Here is a 20,718-nt window from a genome sequence, read left to right as displayed (position 1 = left end):
AAACTTGAAACCTGAAACCTGAAACAAAAAAACTAAAAAAATGCTATTAACCGTTTCAGATTTAATTTCAAAATTTCAAGTCCAGCATGCAACTTGAAACATGAAACAAAGAAAACCTGAAACAAAAACCACAAAACAATGAGCGATTTAAAACCAAGATTTATTGAATCTTTAAAAAGAAACAATGATCAGATAAGAGAAGACAGGGCCAAAACGATTGGCGAAGATTCTGAATTAATATACAGACGTCGAGTTGAAGACATTGAACTTAAAATAAAAAGACTCGAAAGGGAACAAGAAGGATTGATAGATATTAGTCCGCTGGATAAAAACAGTTTAACCTTTGCCGATTTTCAGCCAGAAGCTTTTGTACAGAAAGATATGGAACTTTCGCTGACCATCAGAAATTTGAATATCCAGTTTGAAGTAACAAAAAAGAGATTTGAGTATTTATTTGGTAAAACATTTTAGTTATGGGAGGTACAAGATATGATTTCGGTGCTCGTGAAGACAGAGCAAAAAAAGTAGGTTATGCCAGCAAATCAGCTAGTGAGATATTTACACAGAATGCTTTACGAATGGCGCATGAGTCTATGAATCCGAATGGCGTGATTTTTAGAGAAGCAAGAGATTCTGATGTTCATCCAAACACAGTCCCAATTATTTTAGGATTGGATGTTACAGGAAGTATGGGACATATTCCGCACGAACTGATAAAAGAAGGACTTCCAAAATTAATGGGAGGAATTATTCAGGGCGGCGTTCCTGATCCGGCACTTTTATTTTTAGGAATCGGTGATCACGAATGCGACAGATATCCGCTTCAGGTTGGACAATTTGAATCTGGAGATGAAGAACTCGATATGTGGCTTACGAGAACTTACATTGAAGGTGGAGGCGGAGGAAACGCTGGAGAAAGTTATCTTTTAGCGTGGTATTTTGCCGCTTTTCATACTAAAATAGACGCTTTCGAAAAAAGAGGTCAAAAAGGATTGTTGTTTACTGTTGGCGATGAACCAGGTTTGAAAACACTTCCAGCGTCAGCAATAAAAGAAATTATGGGTCAGGGACAACAGACTTATACACATCTTGAATTATTAGCAGAAGCCCAAAAAAGATACGATGTATACCATATAAGTGTACTGCATTCCGGACAAGCGATTAATGCCGATGTAGAATGGAAAGAACTGTTAGGACAAAATTGTTTGTCTATTGAAGATCACAGAGAAATTCCAAACGTAATTAAAAAGATTATCTGTGATAAACACAAAAGTTCTGGTTTAGGAACCATACCAGTTTCTGATGCAAATGATACAGGTTTAAATAATATCGAAATGCTTTAAAAAACTCTGCGTCTTTGCGAGATTAAAAAATAAATAAAAAATGAAAACAGCGCAAATAGTTATAGGTTTAGGATTTGGTGATGAAGGAAAAGGCATAACAACAGATTTTCTGGCAAAACAAAACCCTGAATCTATAGTTATTCGCTTTTCAGGAGGACAACAAGCCGCGCATACGGTTATGATTGATGATAAAAAACACGTTCATTCGAGTTTTGCGAGCGGCGCACTTCGCGGTCTTCCGTCTTATTACAGCGAACACTGTACAATTCATCCGCTTTTTTTATACAATGAAAAAGAAGAATTAAAAGAAAAAAATGCTAATCTGGATTTGTATATCCATCCGTTAGCAAAAGTTACAACTCCGTTTGATGTTTGGCACAACCGTGGAAACGTAAGAAACATAGATCACGGAACCTGCGGAAAAGGCATTGGTTCAACCATGAAAAGAAACGAAGGACCGTACAAATTATTTGCGATTGATTTGATTGCGCCGCGAGAAATGCTTTTAGAAAAATTAAATCAAATTGCCAATTACTACGGCTTTTTAAACGAGCCCGATATCGATCAGGAAGTTCAGGCATACCTTGAAGCAGTCGATAAAATAAAATGGAATATTGTTGATTATAGTTTTCTTTCAAAATATAATAATTTAATTTTTGAAGGAAGCCAGGGAATTCTTCTCGACATGGATCATGGTGTTTTCCCGAATGTTACTTATGCGAATACAACTTCAAAAAATGCAATTGAAATCTGCAATAAACTAAATATTGATGAAGTAAACATTTTTTACGTAACCAGAAGTTATACCACAAGACACGGTCACGGCTGGATGCCTAATGAAGGAGAAATACAATTAAAAAACAATGAAGAAGAAACTTGTGTTTTCAACGAATATCAAAAACACCTGAGATTTGGGAATCTTGATTATGATTTGCTGAATTACGCTTTGAAATTAGATGCTGCTTATAGTCAAATGGCAAAAAGAAATTTGGTTGTAACCTGTATGGATCAATTAGAAAAGGATTATGAATTTGAAAACCTGACAACAGATTTCGAGACCATTTACGGATCATTTTCACCAGATTCAAAAGATTTTAAAGAGATCACTTCTTTGTTTCAATAACAGAAAAATGAAATATAAAAATGAAAGTCTAAATTTTTGTAGGATCGAAGTTAGGGATGAATTGATATAAAATTAAAGAAGAACCAATGTTTGGTAGGAACATTTCATTGGTAGAAAAAATATCGCTCGCTAGCAGTTACGTTCATTCGAACGTTTAAGGGTCGGAATAAAAAAAATGAAAATGAATGAAAAAGAAACAAAAAGCATCAGCAAATTTTTAAGTCTGGTGCTTAGACATTCTCCAGAAAAAATCGGATTAAAATTAGATGAAAACGGTTGGGCAGATGTCAACGAATTAATAGAAAAATGTACTAAAAAAGGAAACCGTCTCGACGCTGAACTTTTAGATTACGTAGTAGAAAATAACGATAAAAAGCGTTTTGCATTTAATGAAGACAAAACGAAAATCAGAGCAAGTCAGGGACATTCTATTTCAGTTGACTTAAATTTAACAGAAACAGAACCTTCAGAGTATTTATACCACGGAACGGTTGGGAAGTTTATAGAAAGTATTCAGAAAGAAGGTTTACAAAAAATGAGCCGTCAGCATGTTCATCTTTCAAAAGATAGAGAAACAGCTGTGAAAGTAGGAAGTAGAAGAGGAATTCCTCAAATTTTGAGCATAAGAAGCGGTCAAATGCACAGAGATGGATTTAAATTTTATTTATCTGAAAATAATGTTTGGCTTACTGATGAAGTTCCCACAAAATATATCGATTTTTGATGTCATTATAATTAATTAAATTAACTAAAAAATATATGAACCCACTATTATTAACCGACGGTTACAAAGTTGACCACAGAAGACAATACCCAGACGGAACAACATTAGTATATTCTAACTGGACACCACGAAAATCAAGAATTGAAGGTCTTGATGAGGTTGTATTTTTCGGATTGCAATATTTCATCAAAAAATATATTATTCATGACTTTGAAGAGTATTTCTTCAAAAAATCAAAAGAAGAAGTAGTTCAAAAATACGCACGCAGAATCAATAATTATTTGGGCGAAAACCAAGTTGGTACAAAACATATTGAAGATTTACACGACCTAGGATATATTCCGATGGTGTTTAAAGCTTTGCCAGAAGGAGCAAGTGTTCCTTTGAGAGTTCCAATGTTTACGATGTACAATACAATTCCAGAGTTTTTCTGGCTGACGAATTATTTCGAAACATTACTTTCAGCAGTTGTTTGGCTTCCTTGCAATTCAGCTACAATTGCAAAAGAATACAGAAAAGTTTTAGACAAATATGCAGCAGAAACTTCTTCTGTTCCAGAATTTGTAGATTGGCAGGCACACGATTTCTCAATGCGAGGAATGGGTGGAATAGAAGCCGCAATAACATCAGCAGCTGGACATTTATTAAGTTTTACAGGTTCTGATACGATTCCGGTAATCGATTTTTTAGAAGAATATTATAATGCCAATTCAGATTTAGAACTTGTAGCAGGTTCAGTTGCCGCAACAGAACATTCTGTAATGTGCATGGGAACTACAGAAGGCGAGTATGAAACATTTAAAAGATTAATTACAGAAGTATATCCAAAAGGAATCGTTTCTATCGTTTCTGATACTTGGGATTTATGGAAAGTTTTAACCGATTATCTTCCGAGATTAAAAGAAGAAATTGTTTCAAGAGAAGGTAAAGTCGTAATTCGTCCTGACAGCGGTGATCCAGTTGATATTATCTGCGGAAATCCGAACGGAAAAACGGAACAAGAGAAAAAAGGCGTTATCGAATTGCTTTGGGATGTTTTTGGAGGAACTACAAATACTAAAGGATTTAAAGAATTAGTTCCGCAAATTGGAGCAATTTACGGCGACAGTATTACGGTGGCGAGAGCGACTCAGATCTGCGAAAGATTGAAAGCAAAAGGTTTTGCTTCTACCAATGTAGTTCTAGGAATCGGATCTTTTACTTACCAATATAATACACGAGATACTTTCGGATTTGCCATGAAAGCAACTTACGGAGAAGTAAATGGTGAGGGAAGAGCAATCTTCAAAGATCCAATTACAGATGACGGAACTAAAAAATCTGCCAAAGGATTAATGAAAATTGATTTAATCGATGGCAAGTATCATTTAACAGATAATGTTTCTTGGGAAGAAGAAAAACAGGGCGAATTGAAGGAGGTTTTCAGAGACGGAAAACTTTTGGTAGATCAATCGCTAAGCGAGATTAGAAGCCGAGTTAAAAGTGAAGTTAATGTTGAAGCATAATAATAAGCAAAAGCCTGAACGTAAGTTCAGGTTTTTTTGTGTAATTAATTTTATCAAAAACAATATTTTATATTCCGTAGGAATATCTCATCGGTAGAAAAAAATAGTATCTTTTTTGCGTTGTGTCCTGTAGGGACACTTGTTTTTATGGAAATGGCAAACCTCATTAATCAAACGTTCCTACGGAACGCATCATCATAATTCAAATTTAATTCTACCGATGATACATTCCTACGGAATGATTTTTTAAAATAAAAAACCTCCAGTTAAAACTGAAGGCAATTCAAGTTGTTTATTTTTTATAAAAATTATTATGGTCAATATATTCCCAAACTTTCGGTAGTAATAACGGCTGAATATTTTTACCTTCTTTTATGCTGTTTCGAATAAAAGTCGAAGAAATCTCTACAATTGGCGCATCGATTACATGAATTTTTGGATGCGATTTTAATTCCGTATTCTCAGGTTCATCAGAAATACGCGGATAGACATAGATGTCATGGTTTTCGAGAATCACTTCATAGTTTTTCCACTTATGAAGCGTTTTCAAATTATCTTCGCCCATTATCAAAGAGAATTCATGATTGGCATATTTCTCTTGTAAATGAGCTAAAGTAATTACCGTATAATTCGGCTGAGGTAACTTGAACTCAATATCTGATGGTTTAATTTTTGGATAATCTTCTGTTGCGAGATAAACCATTTGCAAACGATGATGATCATCTAGAAGAGTCGCTTTCTTTTTTAACGGATTATGAGGTGTAACCACCATCCAAATCTGATCTAAATCTGCAAACTCAGCCATGTGATTGGCAATGATCAAATGACCAACATGAATTGGATTATACGTTCCGAAGTAAAGGCCTATTTTCATTTTATAGAGTTTCACAAAGATTCGCTAAGATAGCACAAAGATTCGCAAAGTTTAAAATAATACTTTTGCGAATCTCTGTGTTTTTCTTTGTGTATCTCTGCGGAATAAAATTATTTATTTACAAAATCTTTTACCAATTGATACGCTTCTTCCTTCGCTGTATCTAAATCGTAGTTTTTGATAATAGTATCAAATTGAGGAGCTGTAGCTAATTCTACCGAAGCTTTTGCAATTCGCATATTGATTTTGTCTTCACTCTCAGTAGAACGTTCTTTTAATCGGCGTTTAAGTTCGTCAACACTTGGAGGTTTTACAAAAACGGCTAAAGTCTGGTCTGGAAATTTATGTTTAATGCGAAGACCGCCTGCAACATCAATATCAAAAATTACATTTTTTCCCATTGCCCAGATTCTTTCGATTTCAGCTTTTAAAGTTCCGTAGAAATTATCACGGTATACTTCTTCCCATTCTAGGAACTCTTCGGCTTTGATGTGTTTTTTGAATTGTTCTAACGAAATAAAATAATAATCTTTTCCGTGTTCTTCTTCTCCGCGTGGGTCGCGTGAAGCCGCTGAGATCGAAAATTCTAAGTTTAAATCTTCTTTCCCTAGTAAATGTTTTACTATAGTTGTTTTTCCTGATCCAGACGGTGCTGAAAAAACAATTAATTTTCCTTTGTTCATTAGTTTATGCTTTAGGCTTTAAGCAATATGCTTTAAGCTTTAATGTTGTGCGGTATTCTGTGCCTATAGCTTATTGCTTAAAGCTTTTATAAAACGTTTAAAACCTGTTCTTTAATTTTTTCCAGCTCATCTTTCATCATCACAACCAATTTCTGCATTTGAGCATGATTTGATTTAGAACCCATTGTATTGATCTCGCGACCCATTTCTTGAGTGATAAAACCAAGTTTACGGCCGTTAGCTTCAGTCCCTTTTATAGTTTCTAAGAAATAATCTAAGTGATTGGTTAATCGCACTTTTTCTTCTGTAATATCTAATTTCTCCAGATAATAGATTAATTCCTGCTCAAAACGGTTTTCATCAACATTAACCTGTAATTCAGAAATTGCAGTTTGTAAACGATCTTTAATCGCTTGTACACGTTCTGGATCTAATGCCAAAGCATCGTTCATGTACTGACGAATATTTCCAATTCGTAAATTGAATTCTTTTTCAAGAGATTCTCCTTCGTCTTTACGGAAATTTAGAATATTTTGAAGTGCTTCATCAATAATTACCTGAATCTGCTCCCAGTCGTTTTCATCGATTTCTTCGCGTTCTGTTTTTAATGTGTCTGGCATGCGGACAGCCATTTTCATTAATTCAGTTTCATCAGCATCAGGATTAACTTCTTTTAACTGTGCAATATAATTTTTTACGACAGGAACATTTACTTTAGTCGAAGTTTGTTCTGCAGTGCTTTCAATGTAAATCGCAAAATCAATTTTTCCCCTTTCCAATTTTGTTGAGATTTGAGTTCGTAAGCCTAATTCCATTTCGCGGTAAAGCGATGGCATTCTTACATTTAAATCTAAACCTTTGCTATTTAAGGATTTTACTTCAACGGTAATTTTTCTTGTAGGCAATTGCAAAGAAGCTTTGCCAAACCCTGTCATAGATTGTATCATATAATTGAGTATAAAGGCGCAAAGATAAATAAAAGTTTGCTGGTTTGTGTTGTAAATTGTTAATCAGTTTCGTACATCAAACTTTTAGTATTCTTACGATAATGCTTTTATAACTTCAGCAACATTTTTTTGGCTGTTGCCAATATAAATTTTCCCATCAATTATAAAAACCGGGCGACTTAAGAAAGTATAGTGTTCTAAAATATATTTTTTAAAATCAGCTTCAGACAAAGATTTGTTTTTTAAATCCATCGATTTGTACAGTTGCGCTTTTTTGCTGAATAAGGCCTCATAACTTCCAGAAAGTTTATACATTTCTTCAAGTTCAGCTTCAGTAATCGGATTTTGTCTGATATCTTGAAAAACCAAATTGTTTTCTGGTAAACTTTTAATGATTTTTCTGCACGTGTCGCAAGATGCCAAATAGTATATTTTGTTCATGACCTTTGAATTTTATTAGAATACAAAGAAAATTCATTTGAAACTTAAAATTGTCTAATTTTAGAAAAAAAATAATAATATGAGTTCCGTTTTTGAAACACAGAAAACTATAAGAGAAATTCTTTTAAAAATTTTAGAAAGCCATTCTTTAGAGCAATTAAACAAAATTCCGCAAAGTTTTAGTAATAATATAATCTGGAATGTGGCACATTGCGTAGCGGCACAACAGACATTAGTTTATAAACTATCAGGACTTCCAGCGATGGTTTCGGAAGATTTTATTTTAAAATATCGTAAAGGGACAAAACCCGAAGGAGATGTTTCTCAAGAGGAAGTTGATGAGATTAAATCAGTTCTTTTGAGCACATTTGAAAAAACAAAAAATGATTTTGAAAGTGGACTTTTTGTTGATTATAATGAATATACAACCAGCATGGGATTTACTCTTAGAAATGTTCAAGATGCATTAGACTTCAATAATTATCACGAAGGAATTCATACTGGAATTGTAATGAGTATTCGAAAATTTGTATAAATAAAAATCCCGCTTCAAAAGCGGGATTTTTTTATTCTACTATAGTTTCAATGGTAACCTTCATAGCGCCGGCACCCTTACTTTTTGTGATGTCCATAAAAGCCCTTTTGGACAAATCGATTTCACGTGTTTTTACAAAAGGACCGCGATCAGTAATTTTTACAATTACAAATTTTCCGTTTGCCTCATTTGTTACTTTTACCCTAGTTCCGAAAGGAAGTTTTTTGTGAGCGGCAGTATAACTGTTGTTGTTAAATCGGCTTCCGTTGGCAGTTCTTTTTCCATTAAAACGATCAGCGTAATAAGAGGCATGAGCATTTTTTTTGTATGGTCTTAATTTTAAACCTTTGTCTGTAAATACTGAATCTATAGGTAATGCAATAATATTTGGTTTTGCATTTTTTATGGTATCTTGAATGATTTTAGGTTCTGTTGTAGGTTTGGTTTGGCTTATAACATAACTAAAGCCGCTAATTAAAGTCAAAGCAATCGTGGCGAATAAAATGTTCTTTTTATTTCTCATGGGTTATTTTTTTTCAGACTTGGGGGAGTTTGTACAAATAATATGCCGAGATAAAAAAAGCCCTGGTAAGGGCTTTTAATTTGGTATTTTTTAGAACCAAAGGTTCCAAGGAATTCTACTTAAAATAAGTAATAATCCTAATCCGTAAAATATAGCAAAGGTTTTAAACTTAGCTTCGCTATTGATTAATTTTTTATGTTTAGACCATCCGATAGTGATTAGGATGATAGCGATAATATTAATTAGTGGGTGTTCTAATGATGTTAATCTAAGTTCTGCATTTGACATTTGGCCAAAAGCTGCTTTTCCAAGTGGAGAAACAAAATATAGTATTAAACCGATCAATAATTGAGTATGGGTTCCAATTAAAGCAAATAAAGCGATTTTACGGTCTTTACCTGTAAACTCTTTTTTTGATGTTACTCCGATGATTGCATTAACAACTGCAACAAGTAAAAGAAGCAATGCTAAGTAAGCCCAGCCAGAGTGAAATTTTTGTAGAAAATTATACATAAACTGTGTTTTTTGTTTGAAACAAATATAACAAAAAAGGGTAAAAAAAAACGGCATTAAACTTAAAAGTCTATGCCGTTTTAATTATTTAGGATGGTTCTTTATTAGTTGAAAGAGTATCTAGCTCCAACTTGCATCTGCCATCTTGCTGACTGTAAACCTACGTCATCAATTTGGTTAACACTGTTTGCAACATTCGGGTTGAAGTTGAATGTTGGAGTAGTTCCGTTAGCTAAGAAACCAACTTGTTGAAGTAATAATACTTGGTCATTTGTAGCAAAGTATCTTCTTCCCCAGTTTTTGTTTAACAAGTTTGTGAAGTTGAAAACATCAGCTGTAAACTCTAATTTGTGGCTTTTGTTACCTACGTTTATTTTGAATTCTTGAGCTAATTTTAAGTCAATAACGTGGCTCCAGTCTAAACGGTCTCCGTTACGTTCTGCATATTTACCTCTTCTGCTGTTTAAATATTTGTTGCTAGAGATGTAAGCATCTAGAGCTTGCCATTGCTGATCAGGAGTCAAAGCATTACCTGTAGCTGTAACTAAAGTAATTTCACTTCTGTTAGCTGGAATATAAACTAAAGCTGAGTTTTGGTTGGTATCTTTCATGATTCTTCCAAGGTCATTATAAATATAACTGATTGGAGTTCCTTGAGCACCTTCGTAGAATAGACCAATAGTAGTTTTCATATTATTGTTCCATTTGAATTTGATAGATGAGTTAGCCATAACTCTTGATCCTTGATCAAAATCTGATCTAGATACACCAGAAATTGCATTTGAACCGTTAACAGTTTCGATGTATTGCCATTGAGAACTGTTTTGAGAACTTGTAGCATCCATCCAAACATTAGATTCTCCATAAGAATATGTTGCAGAGATGTTTGCATCAATAAAGTCAGATGTGAAATATTTAGTCAAAGTCAAGTTCGTGTTCCAAGCACTACCAGCTTTTTTATTTGAACCTAAGTAAATACCAGAGTATGTTTTATCAACAAGTACGTTATTGTACATTGGTCTAACATCAGCACCAGTAGTGTAATTCTGAGGACCTGCTAAGTTTAAGTTTTGATATTGAATTGAATTCAAGTTTTCGTTAAAGATAGCTTCTGCAGATAAAACTAATCCACCTGGAAGTTTACGATCAAAACCAATACTTGTTTTTAAAACTTGAGGTAATTTGAAATCTTTAGCAAATAAGTCAATGTTTCCACCTACTTTTCCACTTCCAGGAACTGGTCCTAGCGCTACACCATTGTAATAAAGCTGGCTGTTAACATCTGTATTAGGATTGAAAAGAGGTTTTGTACCACCTAAATTTGTATCAATAAGGTTTTGTCCCATACCATAGTTGTTATAAGCTCCACCTGGCCATACTAAAGGTACTCTTGATGTAAATACACCAATACCCCCACGTACTTGAGTTTCTTTGTCTCCGTTTACATCGTAGTTGAATCCAATTCTTGGAGAGAAATGTACAGTGTTTTTAATTGGCTGACCAACTTTTGCACCTTTAAGATCTTTTCCAGCAGCTTCTAATAATGGTATAGTTCTGTCATTGAAATCATTATTTACAGTTCCAGTTTCCCATACTGGCATATCAGCACGTACACCTACAGAAAATCTAAAGTTGTCTGAAACTCTGATGTTATCTTGAACATATAATCCAAATTGGTTCATGTTGAACTCAGCAGCTCCTTGTGACTCGTCACCTGAACCTCCAATTAGAGAATATCCTAAACGGTATCTGTTTGGCACAGCATTGTTTAAGAAATCATTAAGGTTGTTGTATACATAAGAACCGAAGTTTCTTTGAATAAATACGTTTTTAGCGTAAGTTAACTCATTATGAGTACCAATTAAGATATTGTGTTTACCTGCGTTAATTTCGAAATTATCAGTAATTGTTAAAGTTCTTTGTTTTAATAAGTTTGCTGTTGAGCTAGCTTCTGCACCAAAGTAAATTGTTCCTGAACCATCTCTAATTTCAACTGTAGGGAATGGATTTCCTGATGCATCTCTGTCATCATTTACAGTTGTAAAACCTACTACAAGGTTGTTTGAGAATTTATTGTTAAATCTAGTATTTAACTCTAAAGCCGCAGAGTTTGTGATAGATTCGAAGTCTTGAGCACCATTAACAAAGTTCAAAGAAGTTGCTGTTGAGCGGTAAGGTGAGAAGTTTGTTGCTTTAACGTAACTGTTTTTAACAGAAAGTTTGTTGTTATCGTTGATGTTCCAGTCTACTTTAGCGATTAATTTATCAGATACTAAAGTTTGAGTATTATTGTTGTAAACTCCTGGATTGTAACCGTAAGCTGTTTGCAAAAAGTTAGTCAAAGTATTGATTCTATCTTGTGCTACTGCTCCACTGTATGGGTTAGTACCGCTGATTCCAATGTTACCAGTATAGTTGTTAATATCAAACGGAGCTGGTGTCTCGTTATCTTGTCTTTCGTAGTTGATGAAGTAGAATAATTTATCTTTTAAGATTGCTCCTCCAGCTCTTACACCGTAAGTTTGAGCTGTAAAATCAGATAATTTTTTTCTCTCAGCAGTGCTGCTTGATCTTTGTGGAGTTTTTCCAGCTAAAGATTGATCTCTGTATAAGAAATAAGCAGAACCATCAAAGTTATTTGTTCCAGAACGTGTAATAGCACTAATTGCTCCTCCAGCGAATCCTGATAATTTAACATCATAAGGAGAAACACTCACTTGGAATTGCTCAATTGCATCTAATGAAATTGGAGAAACTCCTGTTTGCCCACCATTTGTACCGTTTGCAGCTAATCCAAAAACGTCATTGTTTACAGCTCCGTCAATGTAAATTGCGTTAAATCTGTTATTTTGTCCGCCAATTGAGATTACATCATCTCCACGTAATTGTGCTTGTGGTGTAAGTCTTGCAAAATCAGCAATGTTTCTTGATAAAGATGGTAATTCATTGATCTTGTCGTGATCAATAATTGTTTGAGCCCCAGTCTTTTTTGAATTAAAAGTTGGATCTTTTTTACCTACAACTACAACTTCGCTAAGTTGGTTAGTTTCGTCTTTTAAGACTACTTTTAAGCTTTTAGAATCACCAAGTTGTAAATAAACTCCTGACTCTGTGTAGGTTGTGTAACCAATAAAAGTCACTTCAATTTTGTAAGGACCACCAACACGCATGTTAGAAATTCTAAAGTGACCATCAAAATCCGTTGTTGTTGAGTAACGGCTACCTGAAGCCTCATGAACTGCAAGAATCGTTGCTCCTGGAAGGGACTTGTTTTGCGAATCGTAAACAACTCCATTGATAGAAGAAGTTGTGTTACCTTGTGCATAAATATCTCCTGCATAAATAAACGCTAAAAGCAGTAAGAGAAACTTTGACAATTTTTTCATCTGTTTTGTTATTTGTTTTTGGCAAAATTATAACAATTAACTCAGATAATGTTATCGAAATGTTAAGAAAAGTAAGTTTTGTCTTTTGTGTTGCGCATTAAAATGAATTTTTCTCTTTTATTTAAAAAAAAGTTTGTTTTATTGAATTTATACCAGCTTTTTTTGTTAAAAATATAATTTTTCAAGCTGTCTTGTAAGTGTAAACGTGCAAATTGACTGTTATTTTATACTTTTTGTCGGTTTTTTACATCTAAAAAACGCCTTAATCTTGATTAAATTAAGGCGTTTCAAATTGTTATGAAATTTTTAAATAAAAAGTTTATTTGCTTTTCAAAAAGTGATTTAACAGAAATGAAGTTGAACTATCATGACTTTTTACATTCTTAGAATTGATTTCATCTAATATAGAATTAGCCAATTGTTTTCCTAATTCTACACCCCATTGATCAAAGCTGAAAATGTTCCAAATAATTCCTTGAGTAAAAATTTTATGCTCGTATAAAGCAATTAAAGATCCTAAACTTTTTGGTGTAAGCTTCTGGATTAAAATTGTGTTAGTCGGTTTATTTCCAGTGAAAACTTTAAATGGTAATAAGTAAGAAGCTTTTTCTGCAGAAAGTCCTTGTTTGTCAAATTCTGCTTGAACCTGCGCTTCTGTTTTTCCATTCATTAATGCTTCAGTCTGTGCGAAAAAATTAGACATCAATTTATCATGGTGATCTTCGTTTCCGTAAAGCGGTTTTACGAATCCGATAAAATCAGTTGGAATTCTTTTTGTTCCTTGGTGAATCAATTGGAAGAAAGCATGCTGCGAATTTGTTCCAGGTTCTCCCCAAATAATTGTTCCCGTTTGGTAGTTAACTGGTTTTCCGTCGCGGCCAACACTTTTACCGTTACTTTCCATAGTAGCTTGCTGCAAATAAGGAGCTAATTTTGATAAATATTGCGTGTACGGAATCAAAGCTTCGCTTTCTGCACCATAAAAATTATTGTACCAAACGCTTAATAAAGCTAAAATTACTGGAATATTTTCGTCAAATTCTGCCGATTTAAAATGCTCGTCCATTTCATTTGCTCCAACTAATAATTGGTTGTAATTATCAAAACCAATTGCCAAAGCGATGCTTAGACCAACCGCGCTCCAAAGAGAAAATCTTCCTCCAACCCAATCCCACATTGGGAAAACATTGTCTGGATTAATTCCGAATTCTGTTACTTTTTGAATATTAGTAGAAACTGCCGCAAAGTGCTTCGCGATATCTTCCTGCGTAGCCGATTTCAAAAACCATTCTTTGATAGTTTCTGAATTTGAAAGTGTTTCTTGAGTCGTAAAAGTTTTAGAAACAATTATAAATAAAGTGGTTTCAGGATTTAATTTTTTGATGACTTCATTAACATGATCACCGTCAACGTTTGAAACGAAATGAAGATTTAAATGATTTTTGTAAAATTGTAAAGCTTCAACCGCCATAACTGGGCCAAGGTCAGAACCGCCGATTCCGATATTTACAACATCAGTAAAAGCTTTTCCTGTATAACCTTTTCTTTGCCCAGAAATTACTTCTTCTGTAAAGTTTTTGATTTTATTTTTTACTTCGTAAACTTCTGGAATTACATTTTCTCCATCAACTTTAATAACTGCCGATTCTGGAGCACGTAAAGCTGTATGAAGAACTGCACGATTTTCTGTTTTATTAATTAATTCGCCTCCGAAATAATCAGCAATTGCTTTTTTCAATTCAATTGAATTTGCCAATTCTAATAAAAGCGAAATAGTTTCCTGACTGATATTGTTTTTAGAATAATCTACTAAAAAGTCATTCCATTGCAGGTTGAATTTTTCAACGCGGGCACTATCTTGTTGAAACAATTCTTGTATAGTGGTTTCGTGAATTGCGTTATAGTGGTTTTGCAGATTTTTCCACGCTTCAGTCCCAGTTGGGTTTGTTGTGTTTAAAGCCATTTTTATCTATAATTGAGTTTGTTCTTTGAAACACAAAAATACTGAAATAACTTTTAAAAGAATAAAGGTTCGAGATTATATAACAATTAGTTACGAAAACGTTTTTTGGATTTTAGTTTTGAACTTTTGAAGTTATGATGATAGCGCCATCATTTTCTTTTTCATTGTAAATTATGCGGCTGCTATTCTGGTTTAAAAAATCCAAATCAACAATCTCAGATTTTTTTAAAGGTAATAATATTGTGTCTTGTTCTTTATTGTATTTAAAAGGAATTCCATTTATAACAATCAATGGTGACTTTCCAATTAAATCTTTTTCAAAAGCAGTGTTGACTAATTCTTGAACAAAATATTTGCCTTCTTTACTATCATTTAATATGAAAACTTTTGGACTGGAACATCCAATTACTATTAATGATGAAAAAAGTAGAAAAATTTGTTTCATTATTTAGTGAGATTATGAAATGATAATTTTTACCAAAACTTCCACCAAGGTTTTTTATTAATCTCTATAACTTTCTTCGTAATATCAACATCAATTCTTTTCGGAGATTCTGTTTTAATTTTAGAATCATCAAAAAATAATTCGCCATTTTCGCTCATTCCAAGTGGAGATTTTGTTCTTTCTCTCCAGTTTTCTGTTTGTAACTCCGGAATTAAGTCAGCATTAATTTTTTCGCGAAAGCGTTTTTGAGCTTTTTCTATAATTTCTTCTTCCAGATTTGAAGAGGAATTTTTAAAGAGTGAAATCGAATTGTCTGGAATGTTTAAAAGGAAAATTTGTGTTTTACCTTCAATTCTCTGAATATCCAAGACTTTAAAATAAGCAATTGAATCTAAAAGGAAATGACCGTTTTTTGCCGAATCAGGATTAAATTTTGACAAATCTTTGGGGTGAGAACTTGCAATTAAATATCTCAAATTTCCAAAAATACCACCGCCAATAGAACTCATATCGGTAAAGCCTTTTTCTTGGATGATTTGACCAATTTTATATTTTGAAATTAAATCTTCTGAAAGATTAGTATCTCTGTAAAATAATTTTAAACCAGAAAAAGTTTCATGATACATGGTTTTGAGACGCGAATTTTTCATGACCTAATTTTTACTTAAATAGTATCGTAACTAAAAAATAATGTGGAATTTTAAAATGTGTTCCAAGGTTTTCTGGCTTGATATCCGACTGAACTACTTCGCAATAAGAACTAGAACCATCTTCATGTTTAGTGGGAGTTAAAATGGCAAAAACTGCTGTCTCTTGGTTTGGGTCAATATTTAATTCATTCTTGCTGCCAAAAAAATCCTTTAAGGCATATTCATCTGAATTGTCTTTTAGTTTGAAGTAGGATTTTTTGCTTCCAAATCGAGCACCTCTTATGTATATTTTTAATTTTCCGTCAGCCATCTTAAATAAAAATTTTAAAGATTCTTTGTCTGACTTTATCTTGAAATACTCATCTTCTAATCCATCAAAAAGTATCGATTTACTGATTAGCTTGCCGTTTTTAAATTCTTGAAGAGAAATTTTATATTGTTTTTCTTTTATTTCTTTTCCTTCAAAGTTTAGTTGTTCAAAATGAATGTTCTCAAAATCAATTAAATTTTGAATATCAGTGTTTTCACTCCCGTAATAACTGGTTACTTTAACGCTGTTTTGTCCAAAAGAAAAATTTGCTGCTAAAACAAGTAATAGCAATGAAGATTTAATTTTCATAAAATAAGTTGATTTACAAATTTCCAATACTATCCAATTCTCTTTTCAATGGTTCAATCTGTTTCATGAAACGAGTCCTGTCGTTTCCTGTCAAAGATTCTCCAGTTGGAAGATTCAATCGAAGTGCATCTACTTGAACGCCATTTTTCCAAAAACGGTAACAAACATGAGGTCCAGAAGCTAAACCTGTACTGCCGACCAAACCAATTGTCTGTCCTTGAGTAACACGCTGTCCGCGGCGAACCAAGATCTTAGACATGTGTAAATATTGAGTCGAGTAGGTGCCGTTGTGTTTTACTTTTACAAAGTTTCCGTTTCCTGCAGTATATCCAGTTGCTTCAACAACTCCTGAAGCAGTTGTCGAAATTGGTGTTCCAGTCGGAGCTGCATAATCAGTTCCTTTGTGCGCTTTCCAAGTGTGTTGCACCGGGTGAAATCTATTCATCGTAAATCTAGAAGTGATTCGGCTGAATTTGATTGGAGTTTTTAAGAAGAAGTTTTTAAGTGTTTTTCCTTCGTCATCATAATATTCTATTTTTCCGGAAGTTGTATCTCTTTCGAAAGGGAAAGCATAAATAATTTTACCTTTATATTCAAAAAATGCAGCTTCTAGTTCTTCAACTCCGTCGTAAGTTTTTCCATTGATAAAGCGTTCCGTAAAGATTAATCCGTAACGATCTCCTTTTTTAAGTTTAAAGAAGTCAATAGACCATGAAAATACTTTTGTGATTCTGCTGGCTAATGCCGTTTCTACACTTTCGTTTCCTAAAGTTTCAGATAATGAACTTTTTAAAACACCACCAATTATTTTTCTTTTTAAAGTAACTGGTTTTACTTTTTTATAAGCTTTAGCAATACTATCTCTTAAATCAATAACATAGTAGCTTAAAGCATCGGGCTGATAAATAAAAACTTCCAGATTATTAGTTTTGTTTTTGGCACGAAGCAAAGTAAAAGGTTTGCCATAACGAATACTTCTAACGTTGAAAGAATCTTTTACTTGTTCGACAATATCGTGTACTTTTTTGTCTCCGATATTTTGACTTTGAATGATTGAGCCGAAAGAATCTCCTTTTGAAATTGTATCATTTACAACATTGAAATCTGCGTAATTAAAACCGAATTCTATTTTTTTGGTTGTTGGTTTAGTAATTTTGGTTTCAACTTTTTCTTCTGCTTTTTTGCATGAAAAAATAGAAAACAAGACAATTAAAATTACGACTGCTTTTTTCAAACTTTTTGCTTTTTTGTGGTGAAATTATTCTGCGGTTTCATTTCCCCAATTGGACAATTCTTCTTCGGTCCACAATTTAGGAAAAAAGATGCGTCTTTGGTATTTTGGATGCATATATTTTTGCCAGTCACTTCCGCCAGTCGCTTCTCCATTACCTTTTCCACTTTCTAGTATATATTTTCTTGCAGTATTTAGGTGCTGCATAACCCAAGTGATATTCACTGTTTTGTCGTAATGACGCATCGCTTGAACTAAGTCTTCATTCTGCTGGTCTTCAGCTGGTAATTGCGTGAATTTCTGCCAGATATTTTTAGTCTTAAAAGTAGACATTTGTCTCAAAAACTGATCTTTATATTTGGTTTCGAATTCTTGAAGTAAATAAGATTTTGCACCAGTATGATAATCTTTTCCGGCAGCCTGCCAGTACAAATGTTCGAAACTAGTTTCTAAATCTGTGTTTTCGTCAAAGTTTGCTTTGTACCTGCGATCTGCTAAATTGATTACATCCGTAGAAGCAAATTCAATCATTCTATATTGCGCGCTCTGAAAACCGCTTGCAGGAGTAAGCGTGTTTCTAAATTTCATATATTGATCTACTTCCATACCGTTTTCCATAATACTGAAAGAGTTGGTGAGCATGTCAAAATATCTAGTAATTCTTGATAATCTTTCGCTGAAAAAATCAACCTGAATATTTTCTTTTTCAGCAATTTGATCAATTTCCCACAAAATCATTTTAAAGATTAATTCATTTACCTGATGGTACATAATAAAAACCATTTCGTCAGGAAGAGTGGTGCGTTGTATTTGTAAATTCAACAATGCATCGGTTTGAATATAATCCCAATAAGTAATTGGTTTAGCCCAAAGCAATCCTTCCAATTGAACATCAGTTTTTTGATTTATGGCTTGAAATTTAAGATCAATTTCTTTTAAGATTGCTTCAGAATTATCTGTAGGGTTCATTATTTTTTTGCTTTAAGTGGATATTTTAATCCTTTATATTCATCAAGATCTGCTTTAAGCGATCCTACTGCAAGATCTGCTTTAATTCTTAATGGAACTTTGTTGTTGTCATCTGATATCCAGAGTGTAACACTTTCTTTTTCTTTAAAAACGCGACCTGTTTGTACCAATGGTTTAAACATCATGGTAGAAACGGTTCCAAATTTAGTTGTAATATCCTGACGACCTACATATTTTAACTTAAATTTTGTGATTTCTTCGTCAAAAAACATGTCGATAGAAATAGATTCGCCAGATTTTAATTTGTCAATGTTTGGATGATTTCTCAAATAATAAAAAGAAGAAATTATATCTTGCACATTGTCTGTTACTATAATTGTCTTTTCTGTTTTGCGCTTATAGTCTTTAACCAAAACCCTGTCTTCATTTTGATTAAAAAAGCCTTCCTGATTTTTGGTATAACCGCCTTCATCAATTTTTCGGACATAGCGGTAAGGTCTTCCTGTTTCCTTGTCAAAATAGCTTTCATATAAATCTTCAACTTTAAAGAAAAATTTTGACATACCTGTTGTGTAACCTTTACCAATAGCATGGTATACTTTTTTGTTGCTTATAGTGGCATCTTTAACTTCTAAAGTTGCATATCCCGCATTTACAATTCCGTAGTGAATTCTAAATTTGAAATATTCTCCAGTATCGAATGCGTCCTCTTTTTGAGTATCAAACGCCAGTGTTGTTAGTGCTAATATGATGAGGATGAATTTTTTCATAGTACAATTTTTACATTTCATTATAAAGATAAATAAATGCAAATTCTATTCCAAATGTACCAAAACAAAAAAACTCAGTCAAAGATGACTGAGTTTTTATGCTATTAACTAACCAAAAAACTATAAATTATGAAATTTATATCAATTCGGAAGGAAACCACCCCTTCCTGATTTGCGAGTGCAAAGATAGATAGAAAGTTCAAAAAACAAATAGCCAAAGTCAAGTTTAACATAACATTTGCAAAAAAAGCATCGTTTTTTAGAGAATTGTGCTGTTTTGTATATGAAATTTAACGTTTTATAGCGTTCCTCTCAATTCTTGCTCTCTTTCAATCGACTCAAAAAGTGCTTTAAAGTTACCTGCACCAAACCCTTTTGCCCCCATTCTTTGAATAATTTCGAAGAAAAGTGTAGGTCTGTCTTGAACTGGCTTCGTAAAAATCTGCAATAAATAACCATCTTCATCAGCATCTACCATGATGGCTAGTTTTTCAATTTCGTTGATATCTTCTTTCATCATGTCCATATGAACACCTAATCTTTCAGGGATTGCTTGGTAGTAAGTATGCGGAGGAGCTGATAGAAATTCAACGCCGCGTGCTCTTAGTTGAGATACTGTTTTAATAATATCATCGGTAGCAATTGCGATGTGCTGAATTCCAGGTCCGCCGTAAAAATCTAAATATTCTTCAATCTGAGATTTTTTCTTTCCCTTCTGCCGGTTCGTTGATTGGGAATTTAATTCTTCCGTTTCCATTAGACATTACTTTGCTCATCAAAGCAGAATATTCTGTGGTAATTTGTTTGTCATCAAAAGATAAGAAATTTACAAATCCCATTACATCTTCGTAGAATTTTACCCACGTATTCATTTCGTTCCAACCCACATTTCCAACCATGTGATCAATATATTTTAATCCTGTTGGTTCTGGATTGTAATCAGATTTCCACTCTTTGTAACCTGGAAGGAAAACACCATTATAGTTTTTTCTTTCTACAAAAATATGAACCGTTTCTCCATAAGTATAAATTCCAGAACGAATCACTTGTCCAAACTCATCTTCTTCAACAGTTGGTTCCATAAAAGAACGCGCACCGCGTTTCATAGTTTCTTCGTAAGATTTTGTAGCATCTTCAACCCAAAGTGCAGCAACTTTTACACCGTCACCATGTTTTTTTAAATGATCGTTTATTGGAGAATCAGCTGTTAAAGGTGTAGTCAAAACAATTCTGATTTTATCCTGCTTCAAAACATAAGATGCTTTGTCTTTTACTCCAGTTTCTAATCCGGCATAAGCCAATGACTGATATCCGAAAGCGGTTTTATAATAATGTGCGGACTGTTTTGCATTCCCTACATAAAATTCTACATAATCTGTTCCTAATAATGGAAGGAAATCTTGTGCTCCTTCAAAGATTTTTTCTAATCCGTATTCTACTGATTTAACTTGTTTCATAATTAGATAATTTGATA

The 20,718-nt window shown here is 33.4% G+C and carries 20 protein-coding genes and 1 pseudogene; 6 read left to right on the top strand and 15 right to left on the bottom strand.

All coding sequences use genetic code 11. The features are described from left to right. Positions 1-138 precede the first annotated feature (138 nt). The 5 genes from QE431_RS20790 (at position 139) to QE431_RS20770 (ending at position 4,695) form a co-directional block, all read left to right on the top strand. Positions 139-471 (top strand): hypothetical protein, encoded by a 333-nt coding sequence (locus QE431_RS20790; RefSeq protein ID WP_057115248.1) that lies wholly within the window; start codon positions 139-141, stop codon positions 469-471. Positions 472-473: 2 nt separating this feature from the next. Next, the gene (locus QE431_RS20785) at positions 474-1,343 is read left to right on the top strand and encodes a hypothetical protein (protein ID WP_307299891.1); all 870 of its coding nucleotides are present in this window, start codon (positions 474-476) and stop codon (positions 1,341-1,343) included. 40 nt (positions 1,344-1,383) lie between these two features. Then, a complete protein-coding gene (locus QE431_RS20780) occupies positions 1,384-2,466 on the top strand; it encodes an adenylosuccinate synthetase (RefSeq protein ID WP_307299888.1) in 1,083 nt (360 codons plus the stop codon). A gap of 181 nt (positions 2,467-2,647) precedes the next feature. Next, on the top strand, positions 2,648-3,190 hold the full coding sequence (locus tag QE431_RS20775) for an RNA 2'-phosphotransferase (protein WP_307299885.1): 543 nt from the start codon (positions 2,648-2,650) through the stop codon (positions 3,188-3,190). Between the two features lie 35 nt (positions 3,191-3,225). Next, the gene (locus QE431_RS20770) at positions 3,226-4,695 is read left to right on the top strand and encodes a nicotinate phosphoribosyltransferase (RefSeq protein ID WP_307299882.1); all 1,470 of its coding nucleotides are present in this window, start codon (positions 3,226-3,228) and stop codon (positions 4,693-4,695) included. A gap of 292 nt (positions 4,696-4,987) precedes the next feature. Here QE431_RS20770 and nadD read toward each other — a convergent pair whose 3' ends face one another. The 4 genes from nadD to QE431_RS20750 all read right to left on the bottom strand — a co-directional run bounded on the left by nadD (position 4,988) and on the right by QE431_RS20750 (position 7,640). Then, entirely contained in the window at positions 4,988-5,569 is a 582-nt protein-coding gene (gene nadD / locus QE431_RS20765; protein WP_307299879.1) for a nicotinate (nicotinamide) nucleotide adenylyltransferase, read from the bottom strand. 110 nt (positions 5,570-5,679) lie between these two features. Beyond that, positions 5,680-6,252: a guanylate kinase gene (gene gmk / locus QE431_RS20760; RefSeq protein ID WP_057115241.1), complete on the bottom strand. Its 573-nt coding sequence runs from the start codon at positions 6,250-6,252 to the stop codon at positions 5,680-5,682. Positions 6,253-6,338: 86 nt separating this feature from the next. Next, positions 6,339-7,199 (bottom strand): YicC/YloC family endoribonuclease, encoded by an 861-nt coding sequence (locus tag QE431_RS20755; RefSeq protein WP_307299877.1) that lies wholly within the window; start codon positions 7,197-7,199, stop codon positions 6,339-6,341. A gap of 93 nt (positions 7,200-7,292) precedes the next feature. Continuing rightward, positions 7,293-7,640: an arsenate reductase family protein gene (locus QE431_RS20750; RefSeq protein ID WP_134142744.1), complete on the bottom strand. Its 348-nt coding sequence runs from the start codon at positions 7,638-7,640 to the stop codon at positions 7,293-7,295. A 79-nt stretch (positions 7,641-7,719) separates the two neighbouring features. Between QE431_RS20750 and QE431_RS20745 the strand changes: the two genes are divergently transcribed. Further along, on the top strand, positions 7,720-8,175 hold the full coding sequence (locus QE431_RS20745; RefSeq protein ID WP_057115238.1) for a DinB family protein: 456 nt from the start codon (positions 7,720-7,722) through the stop codon (positions 8,173-8,175). A 31-nt stretch (positions 8,176-8,206) separates the two neighbouring features. On the opposite strand, the gene QE431_RS20740 is transcribed toward QE431_RS20745, so the two are convergent. From QE431_RS20740 to hppD, 11 genes and pseudogenes are all read right to left on the bottom strand, one after another. Next, on the bottom strand, positions 8,207-8,698 hold the full coding sequence (locus QE431_RS20740) for a septal ring lytic transglycosylase RlpA family protein (protein WP_307299870.1): 492 nt from the start codon (positions 8,696-8,698) through the stop codon (positions 8,207-8,209). Positions 8,699-8,788: 90 nt separating this feature from the next. Then, positions 8,789-9,211: a hypothetical protein gene (locus QE431_RS20735; protein ID WP_134142743.1), complete on the bottom strand. Its 423-nt coding sequence runs from the start codon at positions 9,209-9,211 to the stop codon at positions 8,789-8,791. A 104-nt stretch (positions 9,212-9,315) separates the two neighbouring features. Next, on the bottom strand, positions 9,316-12,597 hold the full coding sequence (locus QE431_RS20730; RefSeq protein WP_281866868.1) for a carboxypeptidase regulatory-like domain-containing protein: 3,282 nt from the start codon (positions 12,595-12,597) through the stop codon (positions 9,316-9,318). 319 nt (positions 12,598-12,916) lie between these two features. After that, positions 12,917-14,560 (bottom strand): glucose-6-phosphate isomerase, encoded by a 1,644-nt coding sequence (gene pgi, locus QE431_RS20725; protein ID WP_307299866.1) that lies wholly within the window; start codon positions 14,558-14,560, stop codon positions 12,917-12,919. 112 nt (positions 14,561-14,672) lie between these two features. Continuing rightward, positions 14,673-15,005, bottom strand: a complete 333-nt coding sequence (locus QE431_RS20720; protein WP_281866866.1) for a hypothetical protein — start codon at positions 15,003-15,005, stop codon at positions 14,673-14,675. Positions 15,006-15,034: 29 nt separating this feature from the next. Continuing rightward, positions 15,035-15,655 carry a hypothetical protein gene (locus QE431_RS20715; protein ID WP_307299864.1) on the bottom strand — a complete coding sequence of 207 codons (621 nt, stop codon included), beginning with the start codon at positions 15,653-15,655 and terminating at the stop codon, positions 15,035-15,037. Between the two features lie 10 nt (positions 15,656-15,665). Then, positions 15,666-16,274: a hypothetical protein gene (locus QE431_RS20710; protein WP_307299861.1), complete on the bottom strand. Its 609-nt coding sequence runs from the start codon at positions 16,272-16,274 to the stop codon at positions 15,666-15,668. 13 nt (positions 16,275-16,287) lie between these two features. Then, positions 16,288-17,508 (bottom strand): peptidoglycan DD-metalloendopeptidase family protein, encoded by a 1,221-nt coding sequence (locus QE431_RS20705; protein ID WP_307299860.1) that lies wholly within the window; start codon positions 17,506-17,508, stop codon positions 16,288-16,290. Between the two features lie 24 nt (positions 17,509-17,532). Beyond that, positions 17,533-18,474 (bottom strand): tryptophan 2,3-dioxygenase family protein, encoded by a 942-nt coding sequence (locus tag QE431_RS20700; protein ID WP_307299857.1) that lies wholly within the window; start codon positions 18,472-18,474, stop codon positions 17,533-17,535. Then, a complete protein-coding gene (locus QE431_RS20695) occupies positions 18,474-19,244 on the bottom strand; it encodes a DUF3108 domain-containing protein (RefSeq protein WP_057115968.1) in 771 nt (256 codons plus the stop codon). The genes QE431_RS20700 and QE431_RS20695 overlap by 1 nt, the downstream gene beginning before the upstream one ends. Positions 19,245-19,542: 298 nt before the next feature. Next, positions 19,543-20,704 (bottom strand): annotated as a pseudogene (hppD, locus tag QE431_RS20690) (4-hydroxyphenylpyruvate dioxygenase). Positions 20,705-20,718: the final 14 nt, after the last annotated feature.

Origin of the sequence: Flavobacterium sp. SORGH_AS_0622 (assembly GCF_030818825.1) — a bacterium.
In the GTDB taxonomy this organism is placed as follows: Bacteria; Bacteroidota; Bacteroidia; order Flavobacteriales; family Flavobacteriaceae; genus Flavobacterium.
This window is presented reverse-complemented; position numbering and strand designations above follow the sequence as displayed.

What these genes read in the sequence shown, in the direction of transcription:
- QE431_RS20790 (WP_057115248.1), top strand. Translation starts at nt 139, where the DNA reads ATGAGCGATTTAAAACCAAGATTTATTGAATCTTTAAAAAGAAACAAT.
- QE431_RS20785 (WP_307299891.1), top strand. Translation starts at nt 474, where the DNA reads ATGGGAGGTACAAGATATGATTTCGGTGCTCGTGAAGACAGAGCAAAA.
- QE431_RS20780 (WP_307299888.1), top strand. Translation starts at nt 1,384, where the DNA reads ATGAAAACAGCGCAAATAGTTATAGGTTTAGGATTTGGTGATGAAGGA.
- QE431_RS20775 (WP_307299885.1), top strand. Translation starts at nt 2,648, where the DNA reads ATGAATGAAAAAGAAACAAAAAGCATCAGCAAATTTTTAAGTCTGGTG.
- QE431_RS20770 (WP_307299882.1), top strand. Translation starts at nt 3,226, where the DNA reads ATGAACCCACTATTATTAACCGACGGTTACAAAGTTGACCACAGAAGA.
- nadD (WP_307299879.1), bottom strand. Translation starts at nt 5,569, where the DNA reads ATGAAAATAGGCCTTTACTTCGGAACGTATAATCCAATTCATGTTGGT.
- gmk (WP_057115241.1), bottom strand. Translation starts at nt 6,252, where the DNA reads ATGAACAAAGGAAAATTAATTGTTTTTTCAGCACCGTCTGGATCAGGA.
- QE431_RS20755 (WP_307299877.1), bottom strand. Translation starts at nt 7,199, where the DNA reads ATGATACAATCTATGACAGGGTTTGGCAAAGCTTCTTTGCAATTGCCT.
- QE431_RS20750 (WP_134142744.1), bottom strand. Translation starts at nt 7,640, where the DNA reads ATGAACAAAATATACTATTTGGCATCTTGCGACACGTGCAGAAAAATC.
- QE431_RS20745 (WP_057115238.1), top strand. Translation starts at nt 7,720, where the DNA reads ATGAGTTCCGTTTTTGAAACACAGAAAACTATAAGAGAAATTCTTTTA.
- QE431_RS20740 (WP_307299870.1), bottom strand. Translation starts at nt 8,698, where the DNA reads ATGAGAAATAAAAAGAACATTTTATTCGCCACGATTGCTTTGACTTTA.
- QE431_RS20735 (WP_134142743.1), bottom strand. Translation starts at nt 9,211, where the DNA reads ATGTATAATTTTCTACAAAAATTTCACTCTGGCTGGGCTTACTTAGCA.
- QE431_RS20730 (WP_281866868.1), bottom strand. Translation starts at nt 12,597, where the DNA reads ATGAAAAAATTGTCAAAGTTTCTCTTACTGCTTTTAGCGTTTATTTAT.
- pgi (WP_307299866.1), bottom strand. Translation starts at nt 14,560, where the DNA reads ATGGCTTTAAACACAACAAACCCAACTGGGACTGAAGCGTGGAAAAAT.
- QE431_RS20720 (WP_281866866.1), bottom strand. Translation starts at nt 15,005, where the DNA reads ATGAAACAAATTTTTCTACTTTTTTCATCATTAATAGTAATTGGATGT.
- QE431_RS20715 (WP_307299864.1), bottom strand. Translation starts at nt 15,655, where the DNA reads ATGAAAAATTCGCGTCTCAAAACCATGTATCATGAAACTTTTTCTGGT.
- QE431_RS20710 (WP_307299861.1), bottom strand. Translation starts at nt 16,274, where the DNA reads ATGAAAATTAAATCTTCATTGCTATTACTTGTTTTAGCAGCAAATTTT.
- QE431_RS20700 (WP_307299857.1), bottom strand. Translation starts at nt 18,474, where the DNA reads ATGAACCCTACAGATAATTCTGAAGCAATCTTAAAAGAAATTGATCTT.
- QE431_RS20695 (WP_057115968.1), bottom strand. Translation starts at nt 19,244, where the DNA reads ATGAAAAAATTCATCCTCATCATATTAGCACTAACAACACTGGCGTTT.